Source organism: Anaerosacchariphilus hominis (assembly GCF_014290175.1).
GTDB lineage: Bacteria > Bacillota > Clostridia > Lachnospirales > Lachnospiraceae > Laedolimicola > Laedolimicola hominis.
This window is the reverse complement of record NZ_JACOOR010000002.1, coordinates 252,920-277,089: the sequence shown is the minus strand read 5'-3', so window position 1 is coordinate 277,089 and position 24,170 is coordinate 252,920. Positions and strand designations below refer to the sequence as shown.

At 47.2% G+C, this 24,170-nt stretch carries 18 protein-coding genes; all 18 read right to left on the bottom strand.

What is annotated here, in order from left to right; all coding sequences use genetic code 11:
* Positions 1-4 precede the first annotated feature (4 nt).
* The 18 genes from hisS to H8S44_RS03680 all read right to left on the bottom strand — a co-directional run bounded on the left by hisS (position 5) and on the right by H8S44_RS03680 (position 23,848).
* Positions 5-1,246: a histidine--tRNA ligase gene (hisS, locus tag H8S44_RS03765; protein WP_186873182.1), complete on the bottom strand. Its 1,242-nt coding sequence runs from the start codon at positions 1,244-1,246 to the stop codon at positions 5-7.
* A complete protein-coding gene (locus H8S44_RS03760) occupies positions 1,243-1,851 on the bottom strand; it encodes an HD-GYP domain-containing protein (RefSeq protein WP_186873183.1) in 609 nt (202 codons plus the stop codon). The genes hisS and H8S44_RS03760 overlap by 4 nt, the downstream gene beginning before the upstream one ends.
* Before the next feature lie 162 nt (positions 1,852-2,013).
* Complete coding sequence (hemZ, locus tag H8S44_RS03755; protein WP_186873184.1) at positions 2,014-3,477, bottom strand: coproporphyrinogen dehydrogenase HemZ; 1,464 nt, start codon at positions 3,475-3,477, stop codon at positions 2,014-2,016.
* A 45-nt stretch (positions 3,478-3,522) separates the two neighbouring features.
* Complete coding sequence (locus H8S44_RS03750; RefSeq protein ID WP_186873185.1) at positions 3,523-4,152, bottom strand: MBL fold metallo-hydrolase; 630 nt, start codon at positions 4,150-4,152, stop codon at positions 3,523-3,525.
* A gap of 28 nt (positions 4,153-4,180) precedes the next feature.
* Positions 4,181-6,487: a RelA/SpoT family protein gene (locus H8S44_RS03745; RefSeq protein WP_186873186.1), complete on the bottom strand. Its 2,307-nt coding sequence runs from the start codon at positions 6,485-6,487 to the stop codon at positions 4,181-4,183.
* A 63-nt stretch (positions 6,488-6,550) separates the two neighbouring features.
* Entirely contained in the window at positions 6,551-6,976 is a 426-nt protein-coding gene (gene mscL, locus H8S44_RS03740; RefSeq protein WP_186873187.1) for a large conductance mechanosensitive channel protein MscL, read from the bottom strand.
* Between the two features lie 24 nt (positions 6,977-7,000).
* A complete protein-coding gene (locus H8S44_RS03735; protein WP_186873188.1) occupies positions 7,001-7,525 on the bottom strand; it encodes an adenine phosphoribosyltransferase in 525 nt (174 codons plus the stop codon).
* A gap of 217 nt (positions 7,526-7,742) precedes the next feature.
* The gene (locus H8S44_RS03730) at positions 7,743-8,693 is read right to left on the bottom strand and encodes a hypothetical protein (protein ID WP_186873189.1); all 951 of its coding nucleotides are present in this window, start codon (positions 8,691-8,693) and stop codon (positions 7,743-7,745) included.
* 184 nt (positions 8,694-8,877) lie between these two features.
* On the bottom strand, positions 8,878-10,596 hold the full coding sequence (gene recJ / locus H8S44_RS03725) for a single-stranded-DNA-specific exonuclease RecJ (protein ID WP_186873190.1): 1,719 nt from the start codon (positions 10,594-10,596) through the stop codon (positions 8,878-8,880).
* 196 nt (positions 10,597-10,792) lie between these two features.
* Positions 10,793-11,956 carry an RNA-guided endonuclease InsQ/TnpB family protein gene (locus H8S44_RS03720; protein ID WP_186873191.1) on the bottom strand — a complete coding sequence of 388 codons (1,164 nt, stop codon included), beginning with the start codon at positions 11,954-11,956 and terminating at the stop codon, positions 10,793-10,795.
* On the bottom strand, positions 11,895-12,542 hold the full coding sequence (locus tag H8S44_RS03715) for an IS607 family transposase (RefSeq protein WP_186873400.1): 648 nt from the start codon (positions 12,540-12,542) through the stop codon (positions 11,895-11,897). Before H8S44_RS03715 ends, H8S44_RS03720 begins: the two co-directional genes overlap by 62 nt.
* Before the next feature lie 117 nt (positions 12,543-12,659).
* Positions 12,660-15,707: a type III restriction-modification system endonuclease gene (locus H8S44_RS03710; protein WP_186873192.1), complete on the bottom strand. Its 3,048-nt coding sequence runs from the start codon at positions 15,705-15,707 to the stop codon at positions 12,660-12,662.
* A complete protein-coding gene (locus H8S44_RS03705) occupies positions 15,691-16,782 on the bottom strand; it encodes a PDDEXK nuclease domain-containing protein (RefSeq protein ID WP_186873193.1) in 1,092 nt (363 codons plus the stop codon). Before H8S44_RS03705 ends, H8S44_RS03710 begins: the two co-directional genes overlap by 17 nt.
* Before the next feature lie 13 nt (positions 16,783-16,795).
* A complete protein-coding gene (locus H8S44_RS03700; RefSeq protein WP_330593537.1) occupies positions 16,796-18,772 on the bottom strand; it encodes a site-specific DNA-methyltransferase in 1,977 nt (658 codons plus the stop codon).
* Between the two features lie 14 nt (positions 18,773-18,786).
* A complete protein-coding gene (locus H8S44_RS03695) occupies positions 18,787-19,671 on the bottom strand; it encodes a hypothetical protein (protein WP_186873195.1) in 885 nt (294 codons plus the stop codon).
* A gap of 6 nt (positions 19,672-19,677) precedes the next feature.
* Positions 19,678-20,325 carry a DUF4391 domain-containing protein gene (locus H8S44_RS03690; protein WP_186873196.1) on the bottom strand — a complete coding sequence of 216 codons (648 nt, stop codon included), beginning with the start codon at positions 20,323-20,325 and terminating at the stop codon, positions 19,678-19,680.
* A 23-nt stretch (positions 20,326-20,348) separates the two neighbouring features.
* The gene (locus H8S44_RS03685; protein WP_186873197.1) at positions 20,349-23,579 is read right to left on the bottom strand and encodes a helicase-related protein; all 3,231 of its coding nucleotides are present in this window, start codon (positions 23,577-23,579) and stop codon (positions 20,349-20,351) included.
* Positions 23,580-23,611: 32 nt separating this feature from the next.
* Positions 23,612-23,848: a helix-turn-helix domain-containing protein gene (locus H8S44_RS03680; protein ID WP_186873198.1), complete on the bottom strand. Its 237-nt coding sequence runs from the start codon at positions 23,846-23,848 to the stop codon at positions 23,612-23,614.
* Between the last annotated feature and the right edge of the window lie 322 nt (positions 23,849-24,170).

The following is a 24,170-nucleotide window of genomic DNA, read 5'->3' as shown; positions in this document are numbered from 1 at the left end:
GCTTTTAGAACAGACCCGGAAGCTCTGTCAGCGCCACCTCGGTCTGCTCGCCGGTGGCCATATCCTTTACATTGGCCGCACCCTTAGAAAGTTCATCCGCGCCGATGATAACGACTTTCTTCGCGCCAATCTTATTGGCGTACTTCATCTGGGCCTTGACGCTGCGGTCCATATAGTCGGTCTCCACGATCAGGCCGTGGCTGCGGATCTCATTGACCAGCTTATAGGCCTTTGCTTTTGCCTCGGCGCCCAGGATTCCCACATAGAGATCGGGAGTCTCCATGGCCGGAACCTCCACGCCCTCCTTCTCCAGGAAATACAGGATACGCTCAATACCCATGCCGAAACCTACGGACGGGATATCCTGCTTCTCGTCGATCTCATGAATCAGGCCGTCGTAGCGTCCGCCTCCGCAGAGGGTGAAGCCGTCGGAGTTCACGAACTCGAATACGGTCTTGGTATAGTAGTCCAGACCGCGGACGATACCGGTATCCACCTCAAAAGGAACGCCAAGCTCCGTCAGCAGATGCTGCAGCTCCTCGAAATGATTCTTGCACTCCTCGTCCAGATAGTCGATGGTGCGGGGCGCGTCTTTTACAATCTCCTTACACTCCGGAACCTTGCAGTCGATGACACGCATGGGGTTTTTCTGCATACGCTCCCGGCAGGTGGGACACAGGGCGTCCTCATGCTTTCTCAGGTAGGAAAGCAGGGCGTCATTGTAATCCTTCTTGCAGTTCGGGCAGCCGATGCTGTTAATATGAAGTTTCACGTCCTTCAGACCCAGCTTCTTGATCAGGGCCGCAGCCAGGGAAATGACTTCCACCTCTGCCAGAGGGCTCCTGGAACCTACGAACTCCACGCCAAACTGATGATGCTGGCGGAGACGGCCGCTCTGGGGCTTCTCATAACGGAAAGCCTGAGTCACATAGTAGAGCTTGGTGGGCGCCGGATTGGCGTACATGTTCCGCTCAAGGTAAGCGCGCATGGCTCCTGCGGTTCCTTCAGGTTTCAGGGTGATGCTTCTGCCACCCTTATCCTCGAAGGTATACATCTCCTTCTGTACCACGTCCGTAGTCTCTCCCACACCGCGCTGGAACAGTACGGTGTGCTCAAAAATCGGAGTAATAATCTCAGTCATATTGTAGGTGCGGGCAAGCTCTCTGGCCTGCTTCTCCACCCAGGCGCGCTTGTGCATCCGCTCGCCGTACCAGTCTTCCACTCCTCTTGGGGCCTGTGTAATCATTTCATATCCTCCTCTGTGATCCGTACCTTCAGCCTCTGAATCGCCCATTTGTCAGCCAGCTGCTCCTCATGGATGACTCTCTGGAAGGCCAGAAATACTTTTATATCAAAATTTTTTACTTCATCTATCATCAGTTCCACGGCCGCATCCGCGTCAAAGGCTCTGCGATAAGGCCGGTCGGAGGTCAGCGCCGCGTACACGTCGCAGACCCGTAAGATTCTGGCTCCCAGGGGAATCTGGTCGCCGGACAGGTTCTCCGGATAGCCGGACCCGTCGTAGTTCTCATGATGATACAGGATCGTCTCGATCACGTCATCGGAAAAGTCGTACCGCATCAGCAGATCGTAGCCAAGACGCGGGTGCATCCGGACATACTTCATTTCCTCGATCTTCAGGGTATCCTCGTGGCGTCCGTACAGATAGCCGGATACGCAAAGCTTTCCGATATCGTGTACCATGCCGGCCACGGCCAGCTCATAGCACTGGTTCTCATAGAGCCCCAGCTCTTTTCCCACGTAATAAGCCAGATTACTCACCCGGATTCCGTGATTAATCTCCTCTGTAACATCCTCCTCGAAAAAGGAGAGGGGTGTCGTTTCGCTCATGTCCACCTCCGTAATTATTCAGTACTTTCATAATTACGGAGGTTCCTCAGATTCATGAAAATTCGCTGCGCGAATGGAATCTGCTTACACCTGAATCATGTTCTTACGGCCTCAGCAGCAAGTGCTTCGGCCTGCACCCAATAATTACATTAAATATCAGTTTCAGTCTGAAAGCAGACTGTTTTTCTCCATGAAGCTGCGCTTACGCTCGATCATTTCGTCGATACGCTCAATGTACTGCTTCACATCCTTCACGTTCTCCACCCGTTCAATATGGTCGGAGGCGAAGACGAACTTGGTGGAGGCGCCTGCGCCTGCCGCCAGAATAGTCTGTTTCTCTTCCATAATCAGTATATTGTAAATTCCGGCTTTGTCAACCTTTGCATAGCCCACATTTTCAAAATTTCCCGCCATATTCTTCTGACGGTACAGATAATAGGGATATACGCCCTGCTCCACGCAGCAGCGATAGGTCAGATCCATGATCTCCCGGCTGTTCTTCAGACCCATCTCTTCATAGGTATCCCGGAACAGTTTCAGTCTGGCCGCCCGCTTCACCGCCAGGGAATGAACCGTGATACTGTCCGGGTCAAGCTTTTTCAGCTCCTCCATGGTGTGCCGCACATCCTCGATATCCTCGCCGGGAAGTCCCACGATGAGATCCATATTAATATTATCATGGCCTGCTTCCCGGGCCATATAAAAAGCCTGTTTCGTCTCTTCCACCGTATGCCTGCGGCCGATGAGATCCAGGGTCTTCTGGTTCATAGTCTGGGGATTCACAGAGATCCGGGTCACCTTATGATCTTTTAAGACCTTCAGCTTCTCGGGCGTCACGCTGTCGGGACGTCCTGCCTCCACGGTCAGCTCCTGTAAATAAGTAAAATCAAAATTCTGCTCAATACAGGTCATAAGTCGTTCCAACTGCTCCGCTGTCAGGGTCGTAGGCGTACCGCCGCCCACATAGACCGTGTTCAGCTTCCGGCCCGCGTAAGCTTTTCCAAGGAAAGCTATCTCCTTGAACAGCGCCGTCAGATAATCCTCCACCTTCTTCTCCCAGACCTTTATGGGAGAAGAAGAAAAGGAGCAGTACAGACAGATACTGGGACAGAAGGGAATGCCCACATAAAGGCTGTAGCCTTTCTCATAGTCCAGATTCTTCAGAACCTCTTTTTCCCGGTTGGCAATGGAGATGGCCAGAGCTGCCTTTTCCTTGCTGCAGTCATAGGTTTCCCACATGTACCGGGCGATTTCCAGATTACTCCTGCCCTCCTCCAGCATGGCCATGGGAATCTTCGTGGGTCGAATGCCCGTCAGGGTACCCCAGGGCAGAGTCTCGCCGGTAAAGGCGCAGAGCTTGTCGTACATGAGCTTCTTTAACTGGTTCTTTACCGCTTTCCGGTCCGGATTTTCCACATAAACATGGCCTTTCTCCTGAAAGGCCCCATTCTGAATGATAGAAAAACTGATTTCCTGTTCGGTAATTTGCACATCCATCTGAACCGGTGCCTCTTCCGTAAAGGCTTCCTTGACACGGACCTGTACCTCCTGACCGCCGTAAAAGGCCTGAATCAGCGAATGAATATCATACGCAAAGCTTTCATCATTTATCTTAACTTCAATCATTGAACTTTTATCCTTTTATCCTGTAAACACCCTGCGGGCCTCCGGTCAGCCGCCCAGATAGGGGTTGTAGCGGCGTTCCTCTCCGATGGTACTGGTCTCCATATGGCCCGGATACACTTTTGTCTCATCCGGCAGCTTCGTAAGCTTCTCACGGATACCCCGCACCAGATCGCTCATGCTTCCGCCCGGGAAATCGGTTCGTCCCACGGAGCCTGCGAACAGGGTATCACCCGAAAATAGCACGCCCGCCTCCTCACTGTAATAACAGCAGCCGCCAGGCGTATGACCCGGTGTCCAGAGGACCCGAAAGGTCATACCCGCTACGGTCAGTTCCTGACCATCTTTCACCCAGACATCCGCATTCAATGACACAGTTTTCCGAAAGAGCGCCGGTGACAGATTCTGCGCCGGATCCGCCAGCAGCTCCCTTTCTGCCTCGCAGGCGTACACAGGAAGTCCCAGCTTCTCTTTCAGCCCTCCCACGCCCAGCATGTGATCTGCATGTCCGTGGGTCAGGAAGATGGCTTTCAGATCCAGCCCCTCGTCCACAGCCTTCCGAATGATGGCCTCCGGCCGATCCGCCGGATCGATAACGATGGTCTCCTTCGTCGCTTCGTTTATGGCAAAATAGCAGTTGGTCTGTATCTGACCAAGCACCATACTCTCTACTTTCATCTAAACCTCCTGATGCAGGAGCTCTCTATCAGCCGGTGGCACGCTCCACATCCATAACGCTCTCCACCTGATAAAGCTTCTCCGCGATCTTCTGCAGTTCCTCCTTGCCTCCGATCTCAAAGGTAATGGAAATGGTGGCTGTTCCCTGCTTACTGGTACGCACGTTCATCTGGGTCATGTCGATATTCCGCTCGGTGAAAATCCTCGAAATATCCACCAGAAGTCCCGTACGGTTATTGGCGTAAATCTTGATCTCCGTGGCGTACTTTTCTCCTGCGGCGGAAGCCCCCATATCCTGCCATTCAGCGTCGATAAGTCTGGCCCGTTCGGACTCCTGCAGATTCATGATATTTACACAATCGGTCCGGTGAATGGACACGCCACGGCCTCTGGTCACATAACCCACGATCTCGTCGCCGGGCACCGGGCTGCAGCATTTGGAGAAACGCACGGATACGTCCGTCAGTCCCTTCACAATAATACCGCTCTTGGACTTGGCCAGCTTCAGCTTCTTGTCGCTGTTCTCGGTGACCGCCTCCATGACCTTCTCATCGGTGATCTCCTTCTTGTGAAGCTTCTCATACTCCTCCGCCATCTTATTGACCACCTGGCCCTCTTTCAGGCCACCGTGGCCGATGGCTGCCAGCACGGAATCCCAGTCCTTGAAGCCGTACTTCCGCATAACCACGTTCTGGAACTCCGGCTTCATAATATTGGACAGATTGATACTTTTGGCCTTACAGTACTGGGTCAGCATCTCCTTGCCCTTTAAAATATTATCCTCTTTAAACTGATTTTTAAACCACTGATTGATCTTATTCTTGGCCTGGGTGCTCTTGACCACATTCAGCCAGTCACGGCTGGGGCCTCTGGAATTCTGGGATGTGATGATCTCGATGCGGTCGCCGTTCTGGATCTTGTAATCGATGGTCACCAGTTTGCCATTGACCCGGGCTCCAATCATCTTATTGCCCACAGCGCTGTGGACACTATAAGCAAAATCAATGGGGGTGGAACCGCTGGGCAGGGTCTTCACGTCTCCCGTGGGCGTAAAGCAGTACACGCTCTCGGAAAACAGATCCAGGTCACTTTTCAGCAGGTTCATAAACTCCCGGTTATCGGACATGTCCCGCTGCCACTCCAGAATCTGGCGCAGCCAGGTCATCTTCTCGGCCTCCTGCTGATCCACCGGCTTCTTGCCGTCGCTGCTCTCCTTGTACTTCCAGTGGGCCGCGATGCCGTACTCGGCTGTCTTGTGCATCTCGTAGGTACGGATCTGAATTTCAAAGGGCTGACCGGTGGGGCCAATCAGAGTCGTATGCAGGGACTGGTACATATTTGCCTTTGGCATGGCGATGTAATCCTTGAACCGTCCCGGAATAGGTTTGTACATCTCATGAATGATACCCAGGGCCGCGTAGCAGTCCTTCACCGTCTCCACGATGATCCGGACTGCAAATAAGTCATAAATCTGATCCAGCGTCTTATGCTGGTTCACCATTTTCTTATAAATACTGAAGAAATGCTTCACACGGCCGTCCACGTGGGCCTCAATGCCAGCGTTATCCATATGGTTCTTCACTTCCGCCACGATGCGCTGGACAAAGGCTTCCCGGACACTCTTCTTCTCAGAAATCTGCTCCTTCAGATCATAATAGGCCTCCGGCTCCAGATACTTCAGGGACAGGTCATCCAGCTCGTTTTTGACCTTGGAAATACCAAGCCGCTGGGCGATGGGCGCGTAGATGTCCATGGTCTCCCGGGCCTTTTCCTTCTGCTTCTCGGGCTTCATGTACTGAAGAGTCCGCATATTGTGCAGACGGTCAGCCAGTTTAATCAGGATGACACGGATATCCTTGGCCATGGCCAGGAACATCTTACGCAGGTTTTCCGCCTGAATCTCAATCTTATCCGCAGAGTAGGACAGCTGTCCCAGCTTGGTGACGCCGTCCACCAGAAGGGCCACATCGTCTCCGAACTTCTCCGCGATCTCCTCGGTGGTCATGACCGTATCCTCCACCGCGTCGTGGAGCAGACCTGCCACGATAGTCTCCTTATCCAGCTCCAGATCCGCCAGAATAATCGCCACGCATAAGGGGTGGATGATATACGGCTCTCCCGACTTTCTCATCTGGCCCTGATGCGCCTCGGAGGCGATCTTATAAGCCTTTTCAATCATCGAGATGTCGGTGGATGGATGGTACTTCAGGACGCTGGCGATCAGTTCCTTATACAGCACCTCGGGACTGGTGAAATCCTGCATGGCTTTCACATTCTCGTCGTCGCGGTTCACTTCCATATCTCTGTTTTTTACACCGATTTTCGTATCTGCCATAATCTGCACCTGCCTTACCCTATAGTTTGTCTCTTAAGCCCCTGTCTGTTCCTGTCCATAAGCTTACGGAAGCTCTGAGGTACAGTGGGGACATCTGGTGGCCTGGATGTCAATCTCAGACATACAGTACGGACATTTCTTAGTAGTGGGAGCTTTCGACTCCTCCGGCTTACTCAGCATCTTGTCCTTGGCAGTATTCATAGCCTTGATGATGCAGAAGATCACCAGCGCAATCAGCAGGAAATTAATTACTGCGGAAAGGAACGCGCCATAATTCAATGTCGCCGCATTGTCGCCCACGCCGAAGGACACGGACATGCCGGCGATATCAAAGCCGCCGGTAATCAGGGAGAGCAGCGGCATAAAAATATCATTTACAAGAGAATTCACAATCGCGGTGAACGCGCCGCCGATGATGACACCGACTGCCATGTCCATGACGTTGCCCCTGGAAATAAACTTCTTAAATTCCTCGAAAAACTTCTTCATCTCACTCGTCTCCCTGTACTTTATTTATTTTCCATCGTAACGGATGACAGACGCCACATCGTAATCCTTCAGGCGTTCTCTGCCCTTTAAGCCTGCCAGCTCCATCAGGAAAATGATCTTTACAACCTTGCCGCCCAGCTCTTCCACCAGCTTGGCGGCTGCCTCAATGGTTCCGCCTGTGGCAATCAGGTCGTCCACCAGAACCACTCTCTGGCCCGGCTTGATGGAATCCTTGTGCATTTCGATCTCCGCGGTGCCATACTCCAGATCATAGGAACGGGAAATGGTTTCGCAGGGGAGCTTGCCCTTCTTGCGAACCAGTACGAAGGGCTTATGAAGATTATAGGCGATTGGAGTACCGAACACGAAGCCTCTGGACTCTGCTCCTACGACCACGTCGAAATCCACGCCGTCCAGCAGCGCCTGCATGGAGTCAATGGCCAGATGAAGGCCGTCCGCATCCTGCAGTACGGATGTGATATCGCGGAAAATAATTCCCTCCTCCGGGAAATCCGGTATGCTTCTGACGTATTCTTCAATCTTCTTCATGTTTCTTCCTCTTCTTTCCTTTTTTTATTAAATTCTACGAACAAAAAACTACCGTCCATAAAGCACGGTATTTACATACCCGCCTATTATAGCATGATTCATGGGGTTTGACAAGACGGGAGGGGCGAGGATGGCAGGGTTTCCGGACATTAACTCCGGCTGTTGCAAAACGGCCCGGCTGCATGGTTCGCAGCCCGGGCCGTTCTTGTCTTTCTTTTTACAGTTTACAGATGGTTCCTGCCACCTTGTCTTTGCGCATGGCGTTCCGGATAGTCGGGATAGCTCCCACCAGCAAAAAGGCATATACCAGTACCAGATTCAGCACATAACTGGTCATGTCGATAATCTCCTCGGAAAGCAGGAGCGGTACCAGGCGGTAGCCGTAGAAGACATCGGTCTCCAGTTCTCTGGCAATCATGATGGCCCAGTCCACACGGTCGCCCACGTAGGTCATGACGATCATCAACACGGCGCTGATGATGACGCCCTTTTTCGTCAGCTTGCCGCCTAGCAGCTCATAGCCCTTCAGGGCGCAGACTGCCATGATGACGCCGGAAATAGCCGCCACATAGCCCAGCTGGCTCAGCAATACAATGCTGGCTACGCCGAGCAGGGAGCCTATGAGAGCGCCTACGACGCCACCCATCAGGTTTTCCTTCTTATTCTTCTCGTTGGCAGTGTAAGCCGCCGCATTCTGGGTTACCTTGTCGTAACACTCGCTACAGAGACAGATCGCATTGCCTGCCACGTAAGCTGCGCCGGTCTCCTTCATTTCGCCGCAGAGCTCGCATCCATTGGTGAAGCCTTCCATTCTCAGCATATCCAGAAATGCCGGAAGGGACTCCTGCAGGATGCCTTTGATCTTCTCTACCCTGGTATACCGCTTCAGGCTCATCCGGACCGTATGCTTCTCCTGCACCACGCCCTGGATACCCTTGTGTTCCTTGCGGAACTGTTTATCCTGTTTAAACTTCACGCCGTTCTCAGCCACACCGACTGATATGCAGACCATACCGTACTCGATACCCCTGCCAGTATCAAGACCGCTGACGCGCAGTGTAAATCCGTCTTTTTCTCCATAAGCCACACAGAATTCCTCGTTAAAATGCAGGCCCAGAAACCGGGCAATCTCCGCATAACGGGCTGTTACCTTCCTGTTTGCTGTCATAACATTTTCCCTCTTATTGTCTTTCTTTTGTTTTTTGAAGCTAAGGGGTATTATAGGACATCGTCTTTCCGTATACAACCCTTTTTCGTGATTTCTATCTGTTTTTGTGCAATCTTAACAATTTAATCTGTTAATTTTCTATTTTCTTACATTTTATATGTTCACGAACCAGATCCGTCGTTTTTTATCTCCAGCTCTCGATGACTGCCTGTACGGTTCTCCGCCCCTGGAATTCGTTGATTTCCGGGTAGTAGAGCAGGCAGACGGTATCTTTGCTTTCTATGTAGTTCAAATCAGCTTCCACGTCGCCGAAGCTGATGCCCTCCAGTCGGCTGCCCTTGGCATCCTCCAGAACGGTCTTCAACACATTGCGGTTTTTGCCGATGATACGGGCGCTTTTCACCCGGACGTTCGCCGCCGCGAACAGAGGCTTGTCGTTTTCCTTGCCGAAGGGCTCCAGAAGCTCCAGCTCCCGGATGATCTGCTCGCCTGCGTACTGAATGGGCAGGACCGCGTCGTAGGGCAGCTTCGGAACCAGATCCTCGTCGGTCAGACGGCAGTTTTCATTGAGGCGTTTCCGCAAAATCTCCACGTTTTCGGTGGGAATGGACAGGCCCGCCGCCATGGGGTGGCCGCCGAATTTGGTAAATAATTCCGCCACCTTCGTCATTTCCTCAAACATATGGTAGCCCGGAATCGAACGGCCTGAGCCCTTCACACCCTCCTCCCCGTCGGTCAGCACAAAGCAGGGACGGAAATACCGCTCCCGGATCCGTCCTGCGATAATCCCTGCCAGACTTTCGTGACAATCGGGTAGATAGATCACCAGCACCCGATCCTTTCCCAGCTCTGTCTCCTCCACCAGACAGATAGCCTCTTCTGTTCCCTTCGCCGTCAGATCCTTCCGGCTATCGTTCAGGGCTTTCAGATCGCCCGCTAGCTTTTCTGCTTCTGCGGCGGTTCCGGCGCCCAGAAGCTCCAGGGCTCGCTTCGCCGTGTCCAGGCGTCCGCTGGCGTTGATACAGGGGCCGATGACAAAGCCGATATGGTAGGCGGTCAGCTTCTTCCCCTCCAGGCCGTTGACCGCCAACAGAGCCCGGTAACCGGGGTTGTCTGTCTGCTCCAGCTGCCGCAGTCCATATTTTACCAGAATCCGGTTTTCCCCGGTCAGATCCATGATGTCGCCGATGGTGGCCACTGCCGCAAACTGGGCCAGTCTCAGAAATTCTTCCCGGGGAACCCCCGCCTCCTGATAGAGTACCTCCACCAGCCGCCAGGCCACCGCCGCTCCGCAGAGCTTCTTATAGGGATAAGGACAGTCTGCCTGCTTCGGATTCACGATCACGTCCGCCGGAGGCAGAATCATGGTGCGGGTGCCGTCCGGCTCCTCCCGGTAGGGGATCTCGTGGTGGTCGGTGACGATAACGGTCATGCCAAGTTCTTTTGCATAGGCGATTTCTTTGGCTGCGGCGATACCGTTGTCGCAGGTGACAATGGTGTCGATACCTGCCTCCTTCGCCTGTTCTATCAGGTGCTCATTGATGCCGTAGCCGTCCTTCAGTCGGTCGGGAATCACCGTATCTACCCTTGCGCCGGCTCTTCTTAAGCCTGTCACCAGAATGTGGGTGGCGTTCACGCCGTCGATATCATAATCGCCGATAATGCGGATGGTCGCGCCCGCCTGAATCTTCTGACACAATAGCTCCACGGCCTCCGTCATGCCTTTCATCAGTCGGGCGTCCGCCAGATCGTCCAGAGTACCGTAAAGGTAGGCCCGGACTTCCGCTTCACTTAAGCCCGCCCGGCTGCGGATCAGACGCATGGCCATGGGACTTACCCCGAATTTCTCCGCCAGCTCCTGATTGCCTTCGATTCTGGGGGCTTCGATCCACTGTTCCTTCATATATGCACAATCTGCCACTCAAAATGTGTGTAAATATACTCACATCGAGATAATGTAAACTCTCACAAGTTTTACTTACTGTTTCATCGTGTATGCTTTGGATTGACCAAAATCATATCTACTCACAAGTTCTTGTACACTCCACAGTCGTTAATTCCCGCGTAAGCCCACGGTACATACCTACGTTTGCGTTTATTTATGCAACTTCGTAAGTCGTAGCATCTCTCAGATTAAGTGCAGCATTGAAATCTCTGTCTTCGATATAACCACAGTCACATCGGAAGATTCTGTCTGAAAGTTTTAAGTCTTTCCTGATAGCTCCGCAACAGTGACAAGTTTTAGATGATGGATACCATCTGTCTACCACACGAAATTCAATTCCGCTTTCTTTGCATTTACCTTGAAGTTTTGTTCTAAATTCATAAAACTTCTGCGAAGCAACTGCCTTTGATAGATGTTTGTTCTTCATCATTCCTGATACGTTTAAATCTTCAATCGTTATATAAGATGGTTTGGTTTTCACTATCTCTGCGATTGTTTTGTTGATATAGTCAGTACGGATATTGTCTATTTTATGATGAAGTTTCTGTACCTTGAGTTTTTGTTTCTGTATATTCGCTCTTTGAGTGGACTCTCCTTTCTTTAAATTTTCATACTTTCGAGAAAGACTTCTCTGTTCTCGAATAAGCTGTTTTTCAAGTTTCTTTAATTTTGCAGATTTGTTAATGTTCTTATAAATTTTACCATTAGAAACAATGGCAAAATCCTTTAATCCAAGGTCAATGCCAATTCCTTCCTTTGAATGATTGGCTATTTTGTTATTTGGAATTTCTATAAGAACTGAAACATAGTATCTGTCAGCTTTTATTGAAACATGACCGCTTTTAATCACATACCCGTCTTTGGTCGTAGGAAAGTATCCTTTTTCTTTCATACGAACCCAACCAAGTGATGGAATATTAATTCTGTGTCTTTCGCATCGGCAATCCTTTGGATTATTCTTTACGAAATACATCTTCACATCAGAGTTTCCTTTCTTTTTAAAATTGGGAAAAGCACTTTGATGTTTGAAAAATCTGGTAAATGCGACACAACCATTTTCGATTGAACGCTTTACAGATTTTGAACTGACTTCCTTAATCCATAACTTATCTGGATTTTGGGGAAGATACTCATTGTTCAGCCAGACACTAAAACTTTTACCACTCATAAACTTTTCTCCATTGTCATGAAGTTCTTTATTATGAGCGAGATAGAAGTTGTAAATATATCTACAGGTTCCTATTGTTTTACGAATCTTAACTTTCTGTTCCTCTGTCGGATTTATTTCCGTCTTGAAGCTCTTTAGCAATGTCCTCATCCTTTTCTATTTGGTTTTTATACTTACGAAGCCCGTACAACCTGCAAGAAAACACATGGAGTATTGAAGCAATATCCTGCACAAGTTCTTCTTGTGGTGATAATGCTTCATTATTTACCACCACAATGGTTGTGTTAAACTTCATACAGAATTTTTCAAACCAATCATAACCAAACCTAATAAATCTATCTTTATGGGTTACGATTATGGTTTTGATTTTTTGCTCCATTACTTCATCTAATAACTCATTCCACTTTTTACGATTGTAATTAAGTCCACTCCCATAATCTTCAATACATTGGTCTACAATGATTCCTTTGGCATTACAAAACTGTCTTAAAAATGCGACCTGGTTTTGTAAATCATCTTTTTGGTTTCTCGTAGACACTCTCGCATAAATAACTACCTGGCGTTGGTCATTTTCGGTATTTATGCCTTTAAATTGAAGATACTGGTCGTAAGTGTAATAACGCCTATCCGTTGGAGTTCGATTTGCTTTTAGAGTTCCTTCCCTATCCCAGCGTTGCAATGTCTTAACAGACACGCCTAACAATTCAGCAAAATCTTTTGGCTTGTAATTTGTGATATTTGGTGTGTTCATAATAGCTTACTCCTTTGAGTATATTTAAACACATTTGATCACATTTATCAATTATTTTAATTTCTTAACATTTTCTCCTGTAAATCATAGTTCGTATGTATTTTACTTCGTAACCAAATCCATCAGGCTCTGATAGCTATCCACTACATCATAGACCACTTCACCATTGCTGATTGCCTTAAAATGCTCTCTTGCGCAGTGAATCTTGGATTCCTCAATCAAACGCAGCTGCATCGAATTCATAGAGCCCTTCGTTTCGGCCACAAAATAAATATGCTTGACCGTTCCCTCATAAAAGGCAATCGCCCAGTCGGGATTATAATGCCCTACCGGTGTCGAAATGTAGAATCCGTCCGGAAGTTTCACATAGACCGCAACATTTGTATTTATGTCCAGTTCTGTAGCAAATTTCTGCTCATTACTGGAGTCATATACAATATGGTCGTACAGATGCTTCTTTGCCTTCATGGCATTCACACCAAGACGTCCTTTTATGGTCGGATCCGTGAAAACTTCTGTACCGTAATGGTCATCCATCACATCGTAGGTAATGTGCTCAATAATCGCCGTGGCCTTTTCATCATTGATAAGAGCCGCAGCCTTAATAATAAATTCCTCCGGATTATCCTTAAACTGATGGAACACACTCGGTTGAATCCCCTTCAGAATCTGAATAACGGCCTTGCGAGTGAGCCCTGTTTCCTCTACAAGCTTTCCAATCAAATCGTATTTCACATTCGTGCTGGCAGTTACGGTATGACCATAGCTTGCAGATTTCTCTTTCACAAAAGAAGCTCCTGATACCAGTTCTTCCTTGGATTTAATTGCCTCCATGGTTCCGGTTTCCACCTTGAAGACGATTTTTGATACTCTGAGTTTACGATCAAGGGACTGAACGGCCTTGCGGATCAGCTCTTCGGTATCAAAGTCAACCACATAGGTAGATTTGGCATTGATTTTCGCCCACAGTGCCTTAAATTCAGGCATAGCGAGCTTCTTTTCATCTACATGCAGCTCCACATTGTTGCTTCTGGCATTTTCGGGCATCATAGATTTGCCATCATAAATAGTGTCAATAATCTCAATCACAGAAGCAGCGGAATCTGCCACTTCCTCGGCAACCTTGATTTCATGATTAGCCTTGTCGTCATAGTATTTATCTGTGAGGATGCCTTTCTTATCAATGTAACCGTTGACGATCAGGTCAAAGTGGATTGCTCTTGCCGTATCCTGATCAACGACCTGTTCATTACCCTTATCATCCTGAATTACCTTGCCAACAAACAATTCTGCCGTAACCGCGCGAGGACGGTCTGCCACTGCTTCGGCAATTTCCGTCTGTAAGCCCTTTGCAAAGCTGTCGTAGCTTTCGCTGGCAATAACGGTCAGCACATTGACATTCTGTACGTCTTCGCCCAGTACATTGGCGTCCATGCGCTCGCCGTCCTGATTGACGCAGAGGCGCAGTCCCCGTCCAACTTCCTGACGTTTGCGTACTTCACTGTTGCTCTGCTTCAAGGTGCAGATTTGGAATACATTCGGGTTATCCCAGCCCTCTCTCAGGGCAGAATGGGAGAAGATAAAGCGAACCGGAGAACGCTTTGGATCTCGATCCAACAGCAGTTCCTTATTCTTCATAATCAACTCATAGGCATCCACATCATCTGTCGTGGTTTCCTTGCGGCCTACCTTAGAGTCAATCATCTTGCCTTTTTTGTCTATGGAAAAGTATCCAGCGTGAGTCTTCTCAGCGGGAATCGCCTGCAAATACTTCATGTAGTCATCCTCACCGATGCCGATCTGCAAATTACCAATGATATCATTATACTCTTCCATAAACATCTGAGCATAAATACCGTCAGCCGCCTGTCCGGCTTCATCATAAACACGGTATTTTGCCACTTCATCAATGAAAAACAAGGAGAGAACCTTGATACCTTTATAGAACAGCTCCCGTTCTCTCTGTATATGGGACAAAATCGTCTCCCTGATTTGAATACGGCGTAACTGATCCTCGCTGACTTTTCCGATCACATCCCCGGCATAGATTTTGATACCGTTCAGAAATTCCACCGAATCATCGCGTCCGTCGATACGGGACACCACAAAACTCTGTTTATACTCCTCCATACTGCCGGAGTTATCATATAGATTGTATCCTTCCGAAACGGTACGGGTAATTTTGCGAATACCATTTGCACCCTTATAATCAAACTGAATCGTTGCCGTAGGCGCAGCCTTGGAAAGGTTGATACTCTCCAGATATACATAGCTTTCCGTTGCAGTACTGCCGGATTCCGAGATACCCTTTACGGCAATCTTCTTTACCAGCCGCTTGTTATATGCCTCCATCGCATCCAGACGGTAAACCATGTTATAAATGCTGTCGCTCTTATGGGTCGCGGAATAGCGCAGGGTCAACAGAGGATTGAACTGCTTTAGGTTTTCCTTGGTCTGCTTTCCCTCCACGGACTGAGGCTCATCAATAATCAAAATCGGATTCGTCTTAGCAATGATGTCAATTGGCCTACGGGACCGGAACTCATCCAGCTTCATGCTGATACGTCTTGCATCCTTGCCTCTGGCATTGAACGCCTGAGAGTTGATAATCATGGCACAGATAGAATTATCCGACGCAAAACGATCAATCTCTGTCAGCTGAGCAGAGTTATAGATGAAGAAGCGTACCTTCTTGCCATATTCCTCAGCAAAATGCTCCTGCGTTACCTGAAAAGATTTGTATACTCCCTCACGGATGGCGATCGACGGCACGACCACAATAAACTTACTCCATCCATAATGCTTGTTCAGCTCATACATGGTCTTGATATAGGTATAGGTCTTGCCGACACCGGTTTCCATCTCAATGGTCAGGTTGAAGTGTCCCTCAAGCTTTGCAGACGGCTTGAGCTGATTCGCCCGTTGCACCTTTTGCAGGTTTTCCAGAATGATACGGTCGGAAAGCTCCGGCAATATCTTGTGGTTGCTCCATCCGGTGAAATCCTCTTTATCAGTCAACGTCTGCTGGTAAAAGCCGTTGCCTCTGTCCATCATATAAGAAGGAGTCAGATATGGCTGTCCGGCAAAGACATCCACCACGGCCTTTGCTGCATCAGCCTGAAATTTCTGATGCTTAAATCGTAGTCTCATCGTCTTCGCCTCCATTCTCATCTGCCATCTGTTCTTCCAACAGCTTTTGCAAAGCTTCCTTACTCGGCAGCACTGTCTCATACTTGCTTGCAAAAATCTGCGTATTATCCTCCGGCAGAGTCATTTCTACAACGGCGTTGTTCTTGTCACTGCACAGTATGATTCCTATCGTTGGATTCTCATCCGACAGTTTCACCTTCCGGTCATAGTAATGAACATACATCTGCATCTGGCCAATATCTTGATGCTTCAATTCGCCGATTTTCAAATCAAACAGAACAAAACAACGCAACAGACGATTATAGAAAACCAAATCCACCATGAAATGCTCTTCGTCGAACGTAAACCGTACCTGCCTTCCGATGAAGGCAAAGCCGGTGCCAAGTTCCAGCAGGAACTGCTGCAAATGGTCGATGATACGGCTCTCCAGCTCGCTCTCAGAATATTCCGGTAGTTCCTTCAGGCCTAGGAATTCCAATACATACGGGTCTTTGACCGCATCTTCCGCTTTCTCAACCTTCTGTCCTTCCAGCGCCAAACGGTAAACCTTATCCTTATTTGTACTAAGGGCAAGGCGCTCATAGAGTGAACTTCCATATTGCCGTTTCAACTCCGCAAGGCTCCAGTCATTTTTTACAGATTCAATTTCATAAAAATGGCGTTCGTCTATGTTGTCTATCCGCATGAGCTTGAGATAATGAGACCAGCTCAGATAAAACTTTCTGCCGGTACTGACTGCAGGAAGGTTCTTGAATTGGTCAGACAGCGTCTGACTAATTTGATCTTGCGAATAAATCGTGTAAAACTGCCGCATTTGCTTCAAATTTGTCGTTGAAAATCCTTTTCCGTATTTTTCACTAAGATATTTTGACAATTCCTGCAAAATTTGCTTTCCATAGGCGGCTCTGTTCTGACCGTGCTGCTCTTCTTCTACGATCATTCTGCCGATTTCATAGTAGGCATAGACCATAGCGAGATTAACGGCAGTTTTGGCATTCTTTCTGGCCTGCGCCAGAACCTCAGAAACATTTTCAAGAAAGCTTTGGTTAATCGGGGTGATTTCGTTTTTGCTCATACTCTGCCCCTCCTTACAGCACTTTCACAGACGTATCCGGTGCCAACTCTTTGAAAATCTGGGTCACATTGATTTTGGCCGGACTGCCTGCAAAGCTGCTGTCACGGAACACGACGCGCAGCGGCTGGCGTTTCGCGATTGTCTTCATCACGCTGTCAGGGATATTCTCGTCAAAGCAGGCAATCAAATCACCGTCATTGTAGTTATGCACGGTACAGCCTTCGATATCCTCAGACTGGTACGGCAGCGACAGCGGCAAGCCCCACTCCAACAGGCAGCCAAAAAGCAGATCAAGGTCTGTACGGTCTTCCTTAATGTTGCTCTCCAACTGATCCAGTAAATTCTGCTGATAATCCGCAGATGCATAATACACGTCCTTCATGTTGGTGTCATCCAGCTTCAGGACACGGAATCCGCCGTCAAACTTCGCATCCGGATGTTCTTCGGCAATCTTCTTTGCGGCGCGGCGGATACGCTCCTTGCCGATTTCGCAGATGTTGGAGTAACCGGCTTTGTAGGCTTCGCTCTTTTCATCACAAGGTTCAGGCAACTGTATCATAATAAATTTGCGGTGTCCACCGTCCTCAGCATTGAGCTGCATGACAGCATGGGCAGTGGTGGCGGAGCCAGAGAAGAAGTCAAGCACGATGTCCGTTTTGTCCCCGGAGCAAAGCTTTATACACCTTCTAAGTGTTCCAATCGGCTTCGGCTTGGGAAATATTCTTTTGTCAAAACCAAGATTAATAAAATCTTCTGTTCCACGTTCGCTGTTTACATCTTTGAACGTCCAAGAACTTGTAGGCTTTACTAATGAACGTCCTTCTAAATAATCTTTCTTCATAACGCCCCACACTTTTCGCGTAGGCATGAATTTAGGAATCAAGTCGCCAATTTCTTTGATAGAAGTCTCTAACCCCCAACGCCAATTCCCCTCTTTTCCATCTTCGCGCTGAGGTTTTATCTGAATATACTCTTCCTGTATGCACTCTTCTCTGGATGGATAAAAATCACCTGTCTTTTCATTGTAGTAGAAGTAATAGAAAAGATTAGGGCGATCTTCTCGTAGATCGTTTTCTCCTGTTTTTCGCAAATCGATTTCCCTATAACGTCTGCCAGCATTATCAACCTTATTGTATCGTTTTACGATTTCCTCTGTTGGCTCAAATCCATACCAAGTAAGCGCTCCAATATTATTTGCATAGATGAGAATATATTCATGGGCTGTTGCAACAAATTTGTCGTCAGAACGTCCTTTGGGATTGTTTGTATTTGAGACAATACCAACGCAATTTGCTGAACCAAAAACTTCCTCACATATCTTTTTTGCATTAGTTACTTCGTTTTCATCAACAGAAACAAAAATAGCACCATCATCTGTCAGCAAATTTCTCGCCATCATCAACCGAGAATAAATCATGCTACACCAATCGGAATGAAATCGCCCATTGGTATCCGTATTCTTGAACATACGGTTACCATCTTCATCGTACAAGCCACTATCCTCGTCATATTCTGCGGCAGACTGCTTAAAATCGTCTCGATAAATGAAGTCATTTCCCGTGTTATACGGTGGATCGATATAGATCATCTTCACCTTGCCAAGATAGCTTTCCTGCAACAGCTTCAGTACTTCAAGGTTGTCACCCTCAATATAAAGATTTTCTGTACTATCCCAATCAACACCCGCAGTGCTACAATATGGATTGCCATCACTGTTTGCACCTGTCGGAATTGTCTCATCCTTCATAACAGGCCGTAACGTTTTGCGAATCGGCTTGTTGGCTTCCACGATAGCCGCCTTTTTTCCTACCCAGGTGAATTCATAAGCTTCATCACCCTCGATCATATCGCCGGACAGCATCTGCCGCAGCAGGTCAAAGTTAATGGCTTTCTTCGGTTTGCCGTCCTTTCCTAAAGTCTCAGTAATGCAGTTCGGGAATAAAGCCCCGATTTTCTCTATATTCTGTGCGGTCATATCAATGGATTCCATACGCATTTTGTCCATTAGTGGTTTCCTCCGTTTCTGTAGTCTCCAATTTGAACGATAGCTGCTTTCAAAACCTGAAGGCAAATCAACGCTGTTTGCTTGTCTGGATTAAATTGTTCAGCCATTTGTTGATACGGATGAATGTAGTTTCTAAATTCTCGCACCACATGACTAAACTTCTTGACATCCTGCTTTAGAATGCCGTTTTCAGCTGCTACATCAATAAAATTATTGAGCGTCCAGTCAGGAAATTTTCTAACTTTCCCTGTATTAGTATCCCTTGGTGCAGAAGTTGAAGTATTAAACACTTTGGGATATGCGGTTGCCGTACCAAGCAAAACTCCCTCCATAACACTGCCCACAAGCAAAATTGCTGCTAGAGAAGCATCACTACAAATGCACCGATCAATTTCTTCTAATCTTGCCTTAATAACATTACTCACCTGATTATCCAATTTCAGTGAATCAACATCTACATCAAATGTCAGTTTTAAGAACTCATCTTCACCAATATCCGTCTTGTTTTGTGCTTTTGTATCAACTACAACACGATCCAATTTTTTGAAAGTAATCTGATCATTTTCGCGAACTACCGCCCATTTGTCAAATGCAAGATACTGATTAAAATTGGCAATCAAAGCATCCAGCTCCTGTATACGACCAATATAATTCACAACAGCAAACACATTTTTTATGCACTTATCAAGTTCCGGTGTCCCATTGATTTTATCGAGCCTATCATCCGTATAAAACCACCTTGAAGGAAACCCATTTCCATAAACATCATTGAATCCAAGGTCATTAAAAAATGCAACTAGCTTCGCGCCAGACCGATAGTCTGAAGTTCCGTCACCGTTAATAATACAACGCAATTCTTCCAGTGTTCTTTTATTTAACTGCATTTACTTTTATCCCTCCAAATTCATTTTCAATTTCTTTATCTCCGCCTTCAATTCCATCTTCCGATTTAGCTGTTTTTCTTTCTTCATCTTTGCTTCCAACGCAGCAATCTGCTTTTCGATCTGCTCTCGCTGTTTCTGCTGTTCCACACTTTCCTTAAGTGTTGTATTTTCGCTTCCGGTAAGCTGGCCACCTGCGATCTGCCGGATGAAATTCTCATATACTGCATCGATCGTCAGGCCTTCCAGATGCAATGACAGTTCTTCCTCTGTAAGCCACTCTGTCCGGTAATAGCGTTCGACCTTAAACGCTGCCTTGCCGGAACTGGAAGCCTCCTTATATCCCATAGCTGCCTGATATTTTCTGTCATATTCCAGCAGGAACAAGATGTGATAAGGGATCTCCCGGTCAATCAGGCGAAGGATATCTTCATCAAGATCAGGTGAAGTAAGCCTTATCTCAAACACCTCAATCTCTGTGACCAACTTACCGGGTGCAAGGTTCAACGTGGTCGCTGCCAGCTTGTTTCGCCAATAAATACTTTTGATCTGCTCCGTGAATGCCGTTTTCATTGCAGGCGTGACTGACAGATTTTCGTAAAACTTCTGCTTTGGAATCCTCTTGTTGAACTCCGTTGACTTTGGCAAACCCAGCACGGCTCACACCCCCTCACACAAGATCATTTCACAACTAAGAAACAAATCAACTCAAAATCATCCAATCCGGACACCGTGCTCATCAGGGCAGATGTGCCACCTGCGGAGAATAAGCTGTCAATGTCACTTTCTTCTTTTACATCAATGATGGATTTGATTGCCTCGCTCAGGAGCTCCGACATATCCGCCATGTTGCGTCCGTCGTCTGTTTCACGATTGAAGCGCTTATATACTTCTGCTATAGGCTTGCTTTGTCCGCGGCAAAGCAGGCGGACATCATCCAACAGCTTTTTCGGATTCAGATAGTCGCAAATGATCTCTCCATCTGCGGCGATATACACCATATAAAACGGATGGATTCGATTACGGTTGTCCACATTGACGCTATTGTTGATGTTTTTCAGAACAAAGATTACACCCTCCGGCAACTCCTCCGTGGCGGGAACAACCGCATGAAGTCCGCGCGGTTTCTTATCCATATCGCCGTTGTGCTTCATATAGTCCAACAAGTCGAGCCGGAATTCATTCAAGCCCAAATCCATGATAGAGATACCGTCGGACATATCCTCAATGTCTACGACTTCTTCCTGGAGACGCTTAAGCTGTGCTTTACGGTATTCCAGGTCTCCTTGCTCCTCTGGATTGATTAGATCATCGTCACCAGTAGAAGTCATAACTGTAATCTTCATACGGGTCTCTACGCGAGACTTTAGATTGATATAGTCGTCCAACGTAAGATCCGGCCAGAAATTCACAAGCTGAATTACCTTATTCCTGCTTCCAATACGGTCGATACGTCCGAAGCGCTGAATGATGCGAACCGGATTCCAGTGGATATCGTAGTTGACGAGATAATCGCAATCCTGCAAGTTTTGACCTTCAGAGATACAGTCTGTGGCAATCAGAATGTCAATCTCATTTCTGCTGTTCGGCATCAGCACATCACGGTCTTTAGAAACAGGTGAGAAGCAGGTCAACACATTGTTCAGGGTTGCCGGAAAATCCTTAATCGTTGTCCGCCCATCGATGGTTCCGGTAATAACTGCCGTGTTGAGTCCGTATTTATCTTTCATGTACATACTCACATGGTCATATAGATACTCTGCCGTATCTGAGAATGCAGAGAATATGAGCACTTTTTTATTATTCAGGTTGATGGGATGCGCAATCTTTTCATCCAACAGGCGCAGAAGCTCTTGCAGCTTCGTGTCATGCTCCGGCGTAATATCAGCTACCATCAAAGTCAGCAGTTCCAATACCTCTGCATCCTGCTGTAATTCCTTGCGCCAGCTCTTCCAGTCCATATCCGCAAGCTCGATTTTAACCTTTTTACCAACTGTAAAGAACTCTGTATTTTCGTCATCGATATCCCAATCATCCCTGCCTGCTTCATACATGGAAATGTCAGCAGAACCGTATTTTTCAAAGCAATTGATAGCCTCGATCGTTCCACCTATCAGTTCCTTGATGCGCGTCAAAGTCAGCTGAAAGGAGTTGACAGAGCTTTCCAGTCGTTTCAAAAGATTGATGCTCATAAGACGCTGAATACCACGTTCACGTCCGGTCTGAGTCAAATTCTCGCCCTTATTATGGGTGAAGTCTTTATACTTTTGCAGCTTACTTGGGAAGATATAGTTCGAAGGCGTATATACGCACAGCGACAGCTGCATCAGCTGCTCATAGATCTCATTATAGTTAATAGCATTTCCCAAATCTGTAAGATTCGGACGGAGTGAGATTGGTTTTAATCTCTCCGGGAACTTTCCAATCTCTTTCGTGTCATAATATTTTTCAATATGCTTGCGCGAACGGGCAATGGTCACACTGTCCAGGAGCTCAAAGAAATCAAAATCCAATGTACGCAGCAGTGCGTCCGTTGTACGCTGTTCCTGCTCCAGCTTACTCCACGCGTTGAAAGCTTTCTGTGCCTGTTTGAAAATATCTTCAAGACTCTTTGTTGTATTCAGACGCTCATCCAGATTCTCAGAATTACCCTCATAGGCTATGGCAAGCTGATTCTTCAAGTCCACAAAACGATTGTTGACCGGCGTTGCGGAGAGCATCAAAACTTTCGTCTTTACACCGGCACGGATGACCTTTTCCATCAGCTTTTGATAGCGGTTTTCCTGCGTGTTGCTGTGTGTTCCAATACCATTGCGGAAATTATGCGACTCATCAATGACGATGAGATCATAGTTTCCCCAGTTAAGGCGGCTCAAGTCCAGGCCGTTGGACATGCCACCATTACGAGACAGGTCGGTATGAAACAGAACATCATAATTCAGACGATCCGCAGCAATAGGGTTATTAACGTAATTGTCTTTATAGGTATTCCAGTTTTCGGCCAGCTTCTTTGGACAAAGAACAAGGACAGATTTATTACGATTTTCATAATATTTCACGACAGCCAGCGCGGTAAAAGTTTTACCAAGACCAACACTGTCCGCAAGGATGCAGCCGTTATAGTTTTCAAGCTTATTAATAATCGCAAGTACAGCATCCCGCTGAAAATCATAGAGCATACTCCAGATTTTACTCTGCTTAAATCCAGTTGCTTCATTGGGCAGCACATCCTCAGAGATATCGTCCAGGAACTCACTGAAAACATGGTACAAGGTCATAAAGTAGATAAATTCCGGAGGATTCTCTGCGTAAACCGTGCTGATATTTTCAATCACCACATTCGTAACATCCTGTATTTTTTCACGGTTATTCCACAACTGTTCAAACAACTGCATATACTGCTGGGCAAATGGAGCTTCCATACAGTTGACCATGTTGTAAGTGTTGTTGCCGCGCTCGCATCCAATGTCTACCGTGGTGAATCCAGACATTGGCATATAAGCTGTCTGCGCATCTTTCGCATCGACGGTCATGAAGCCCGTCATGTTTTCTCCGGTCGTATTCGACTTAAATTTGGCCTTTCTTCGGATCCAATCTGCACATTCCCTGGCAATCGCACGCTGGGTCATCTCATTGCGTAGCTTAATCTCAAATTCTGTACCATACAGACTTGTTTCTCTGGAAAGACGGGGAATATAAAATTCTCGCTTCTGCTTCTCTACTTTTTCCTTTACAAAGGTTGGTGACGTGAAAATAAACCGAAACTCTTCTACAGATTCCAGTTGTTTCTTTAATTCCTGGTATGCATACATGGAGAAGCAAGCTGCTGCAACAGATATCTTACTTCCTCTTTTTATCTCCACCCGCAAATCATCGCGGACAGTATTTGTAATGTTATCTAAAATTTTCATATCATCTACTCACCCAATCACTCATTCCAGTTCTATCTTGCCTTTTTATCCGTCTCATTACCTGGACTATCAGGCATAATTTCCAGGATATCATCCACTGTACAGTTCAATGTGAGACAAATTTTTGCAATGACTTCTAGGGAAACTATCTCGTCTCTTCCCATTTTGCTTATGGTGCTTGGACTCACATCTGCTAACTTGCATAATTCCTTTTTCATCATTTTCCGGTCAATAAGAATTTTGAATAATCTGTTATAGGAAACTGCCATATCATACCGCCTTCTTCATTCGTTTCAACGCTCACAACTATAAAATCTTATTGTAAAATTATAGCACGTTTGCTTTGTTAAGTAAACCAATCCTGGTGACTTCTCACAAGTATGAAGCTTTAAATGGAGCGATAAATGAAGCTTTAACTGATAATCAGAAAATGCTCCTTGATATGCTGCGCAATGAGCCAACAATTACGCAAAAAGAAATCAGGTATCTAAATCAGATTCTGTGGTCAGCTGATATCCAAAAATAGATGTGCAATCTGATAAAAAAGCAGTGCCGGAAGATTTTCTATCCTGCACTGCTTTCCATTTTCTA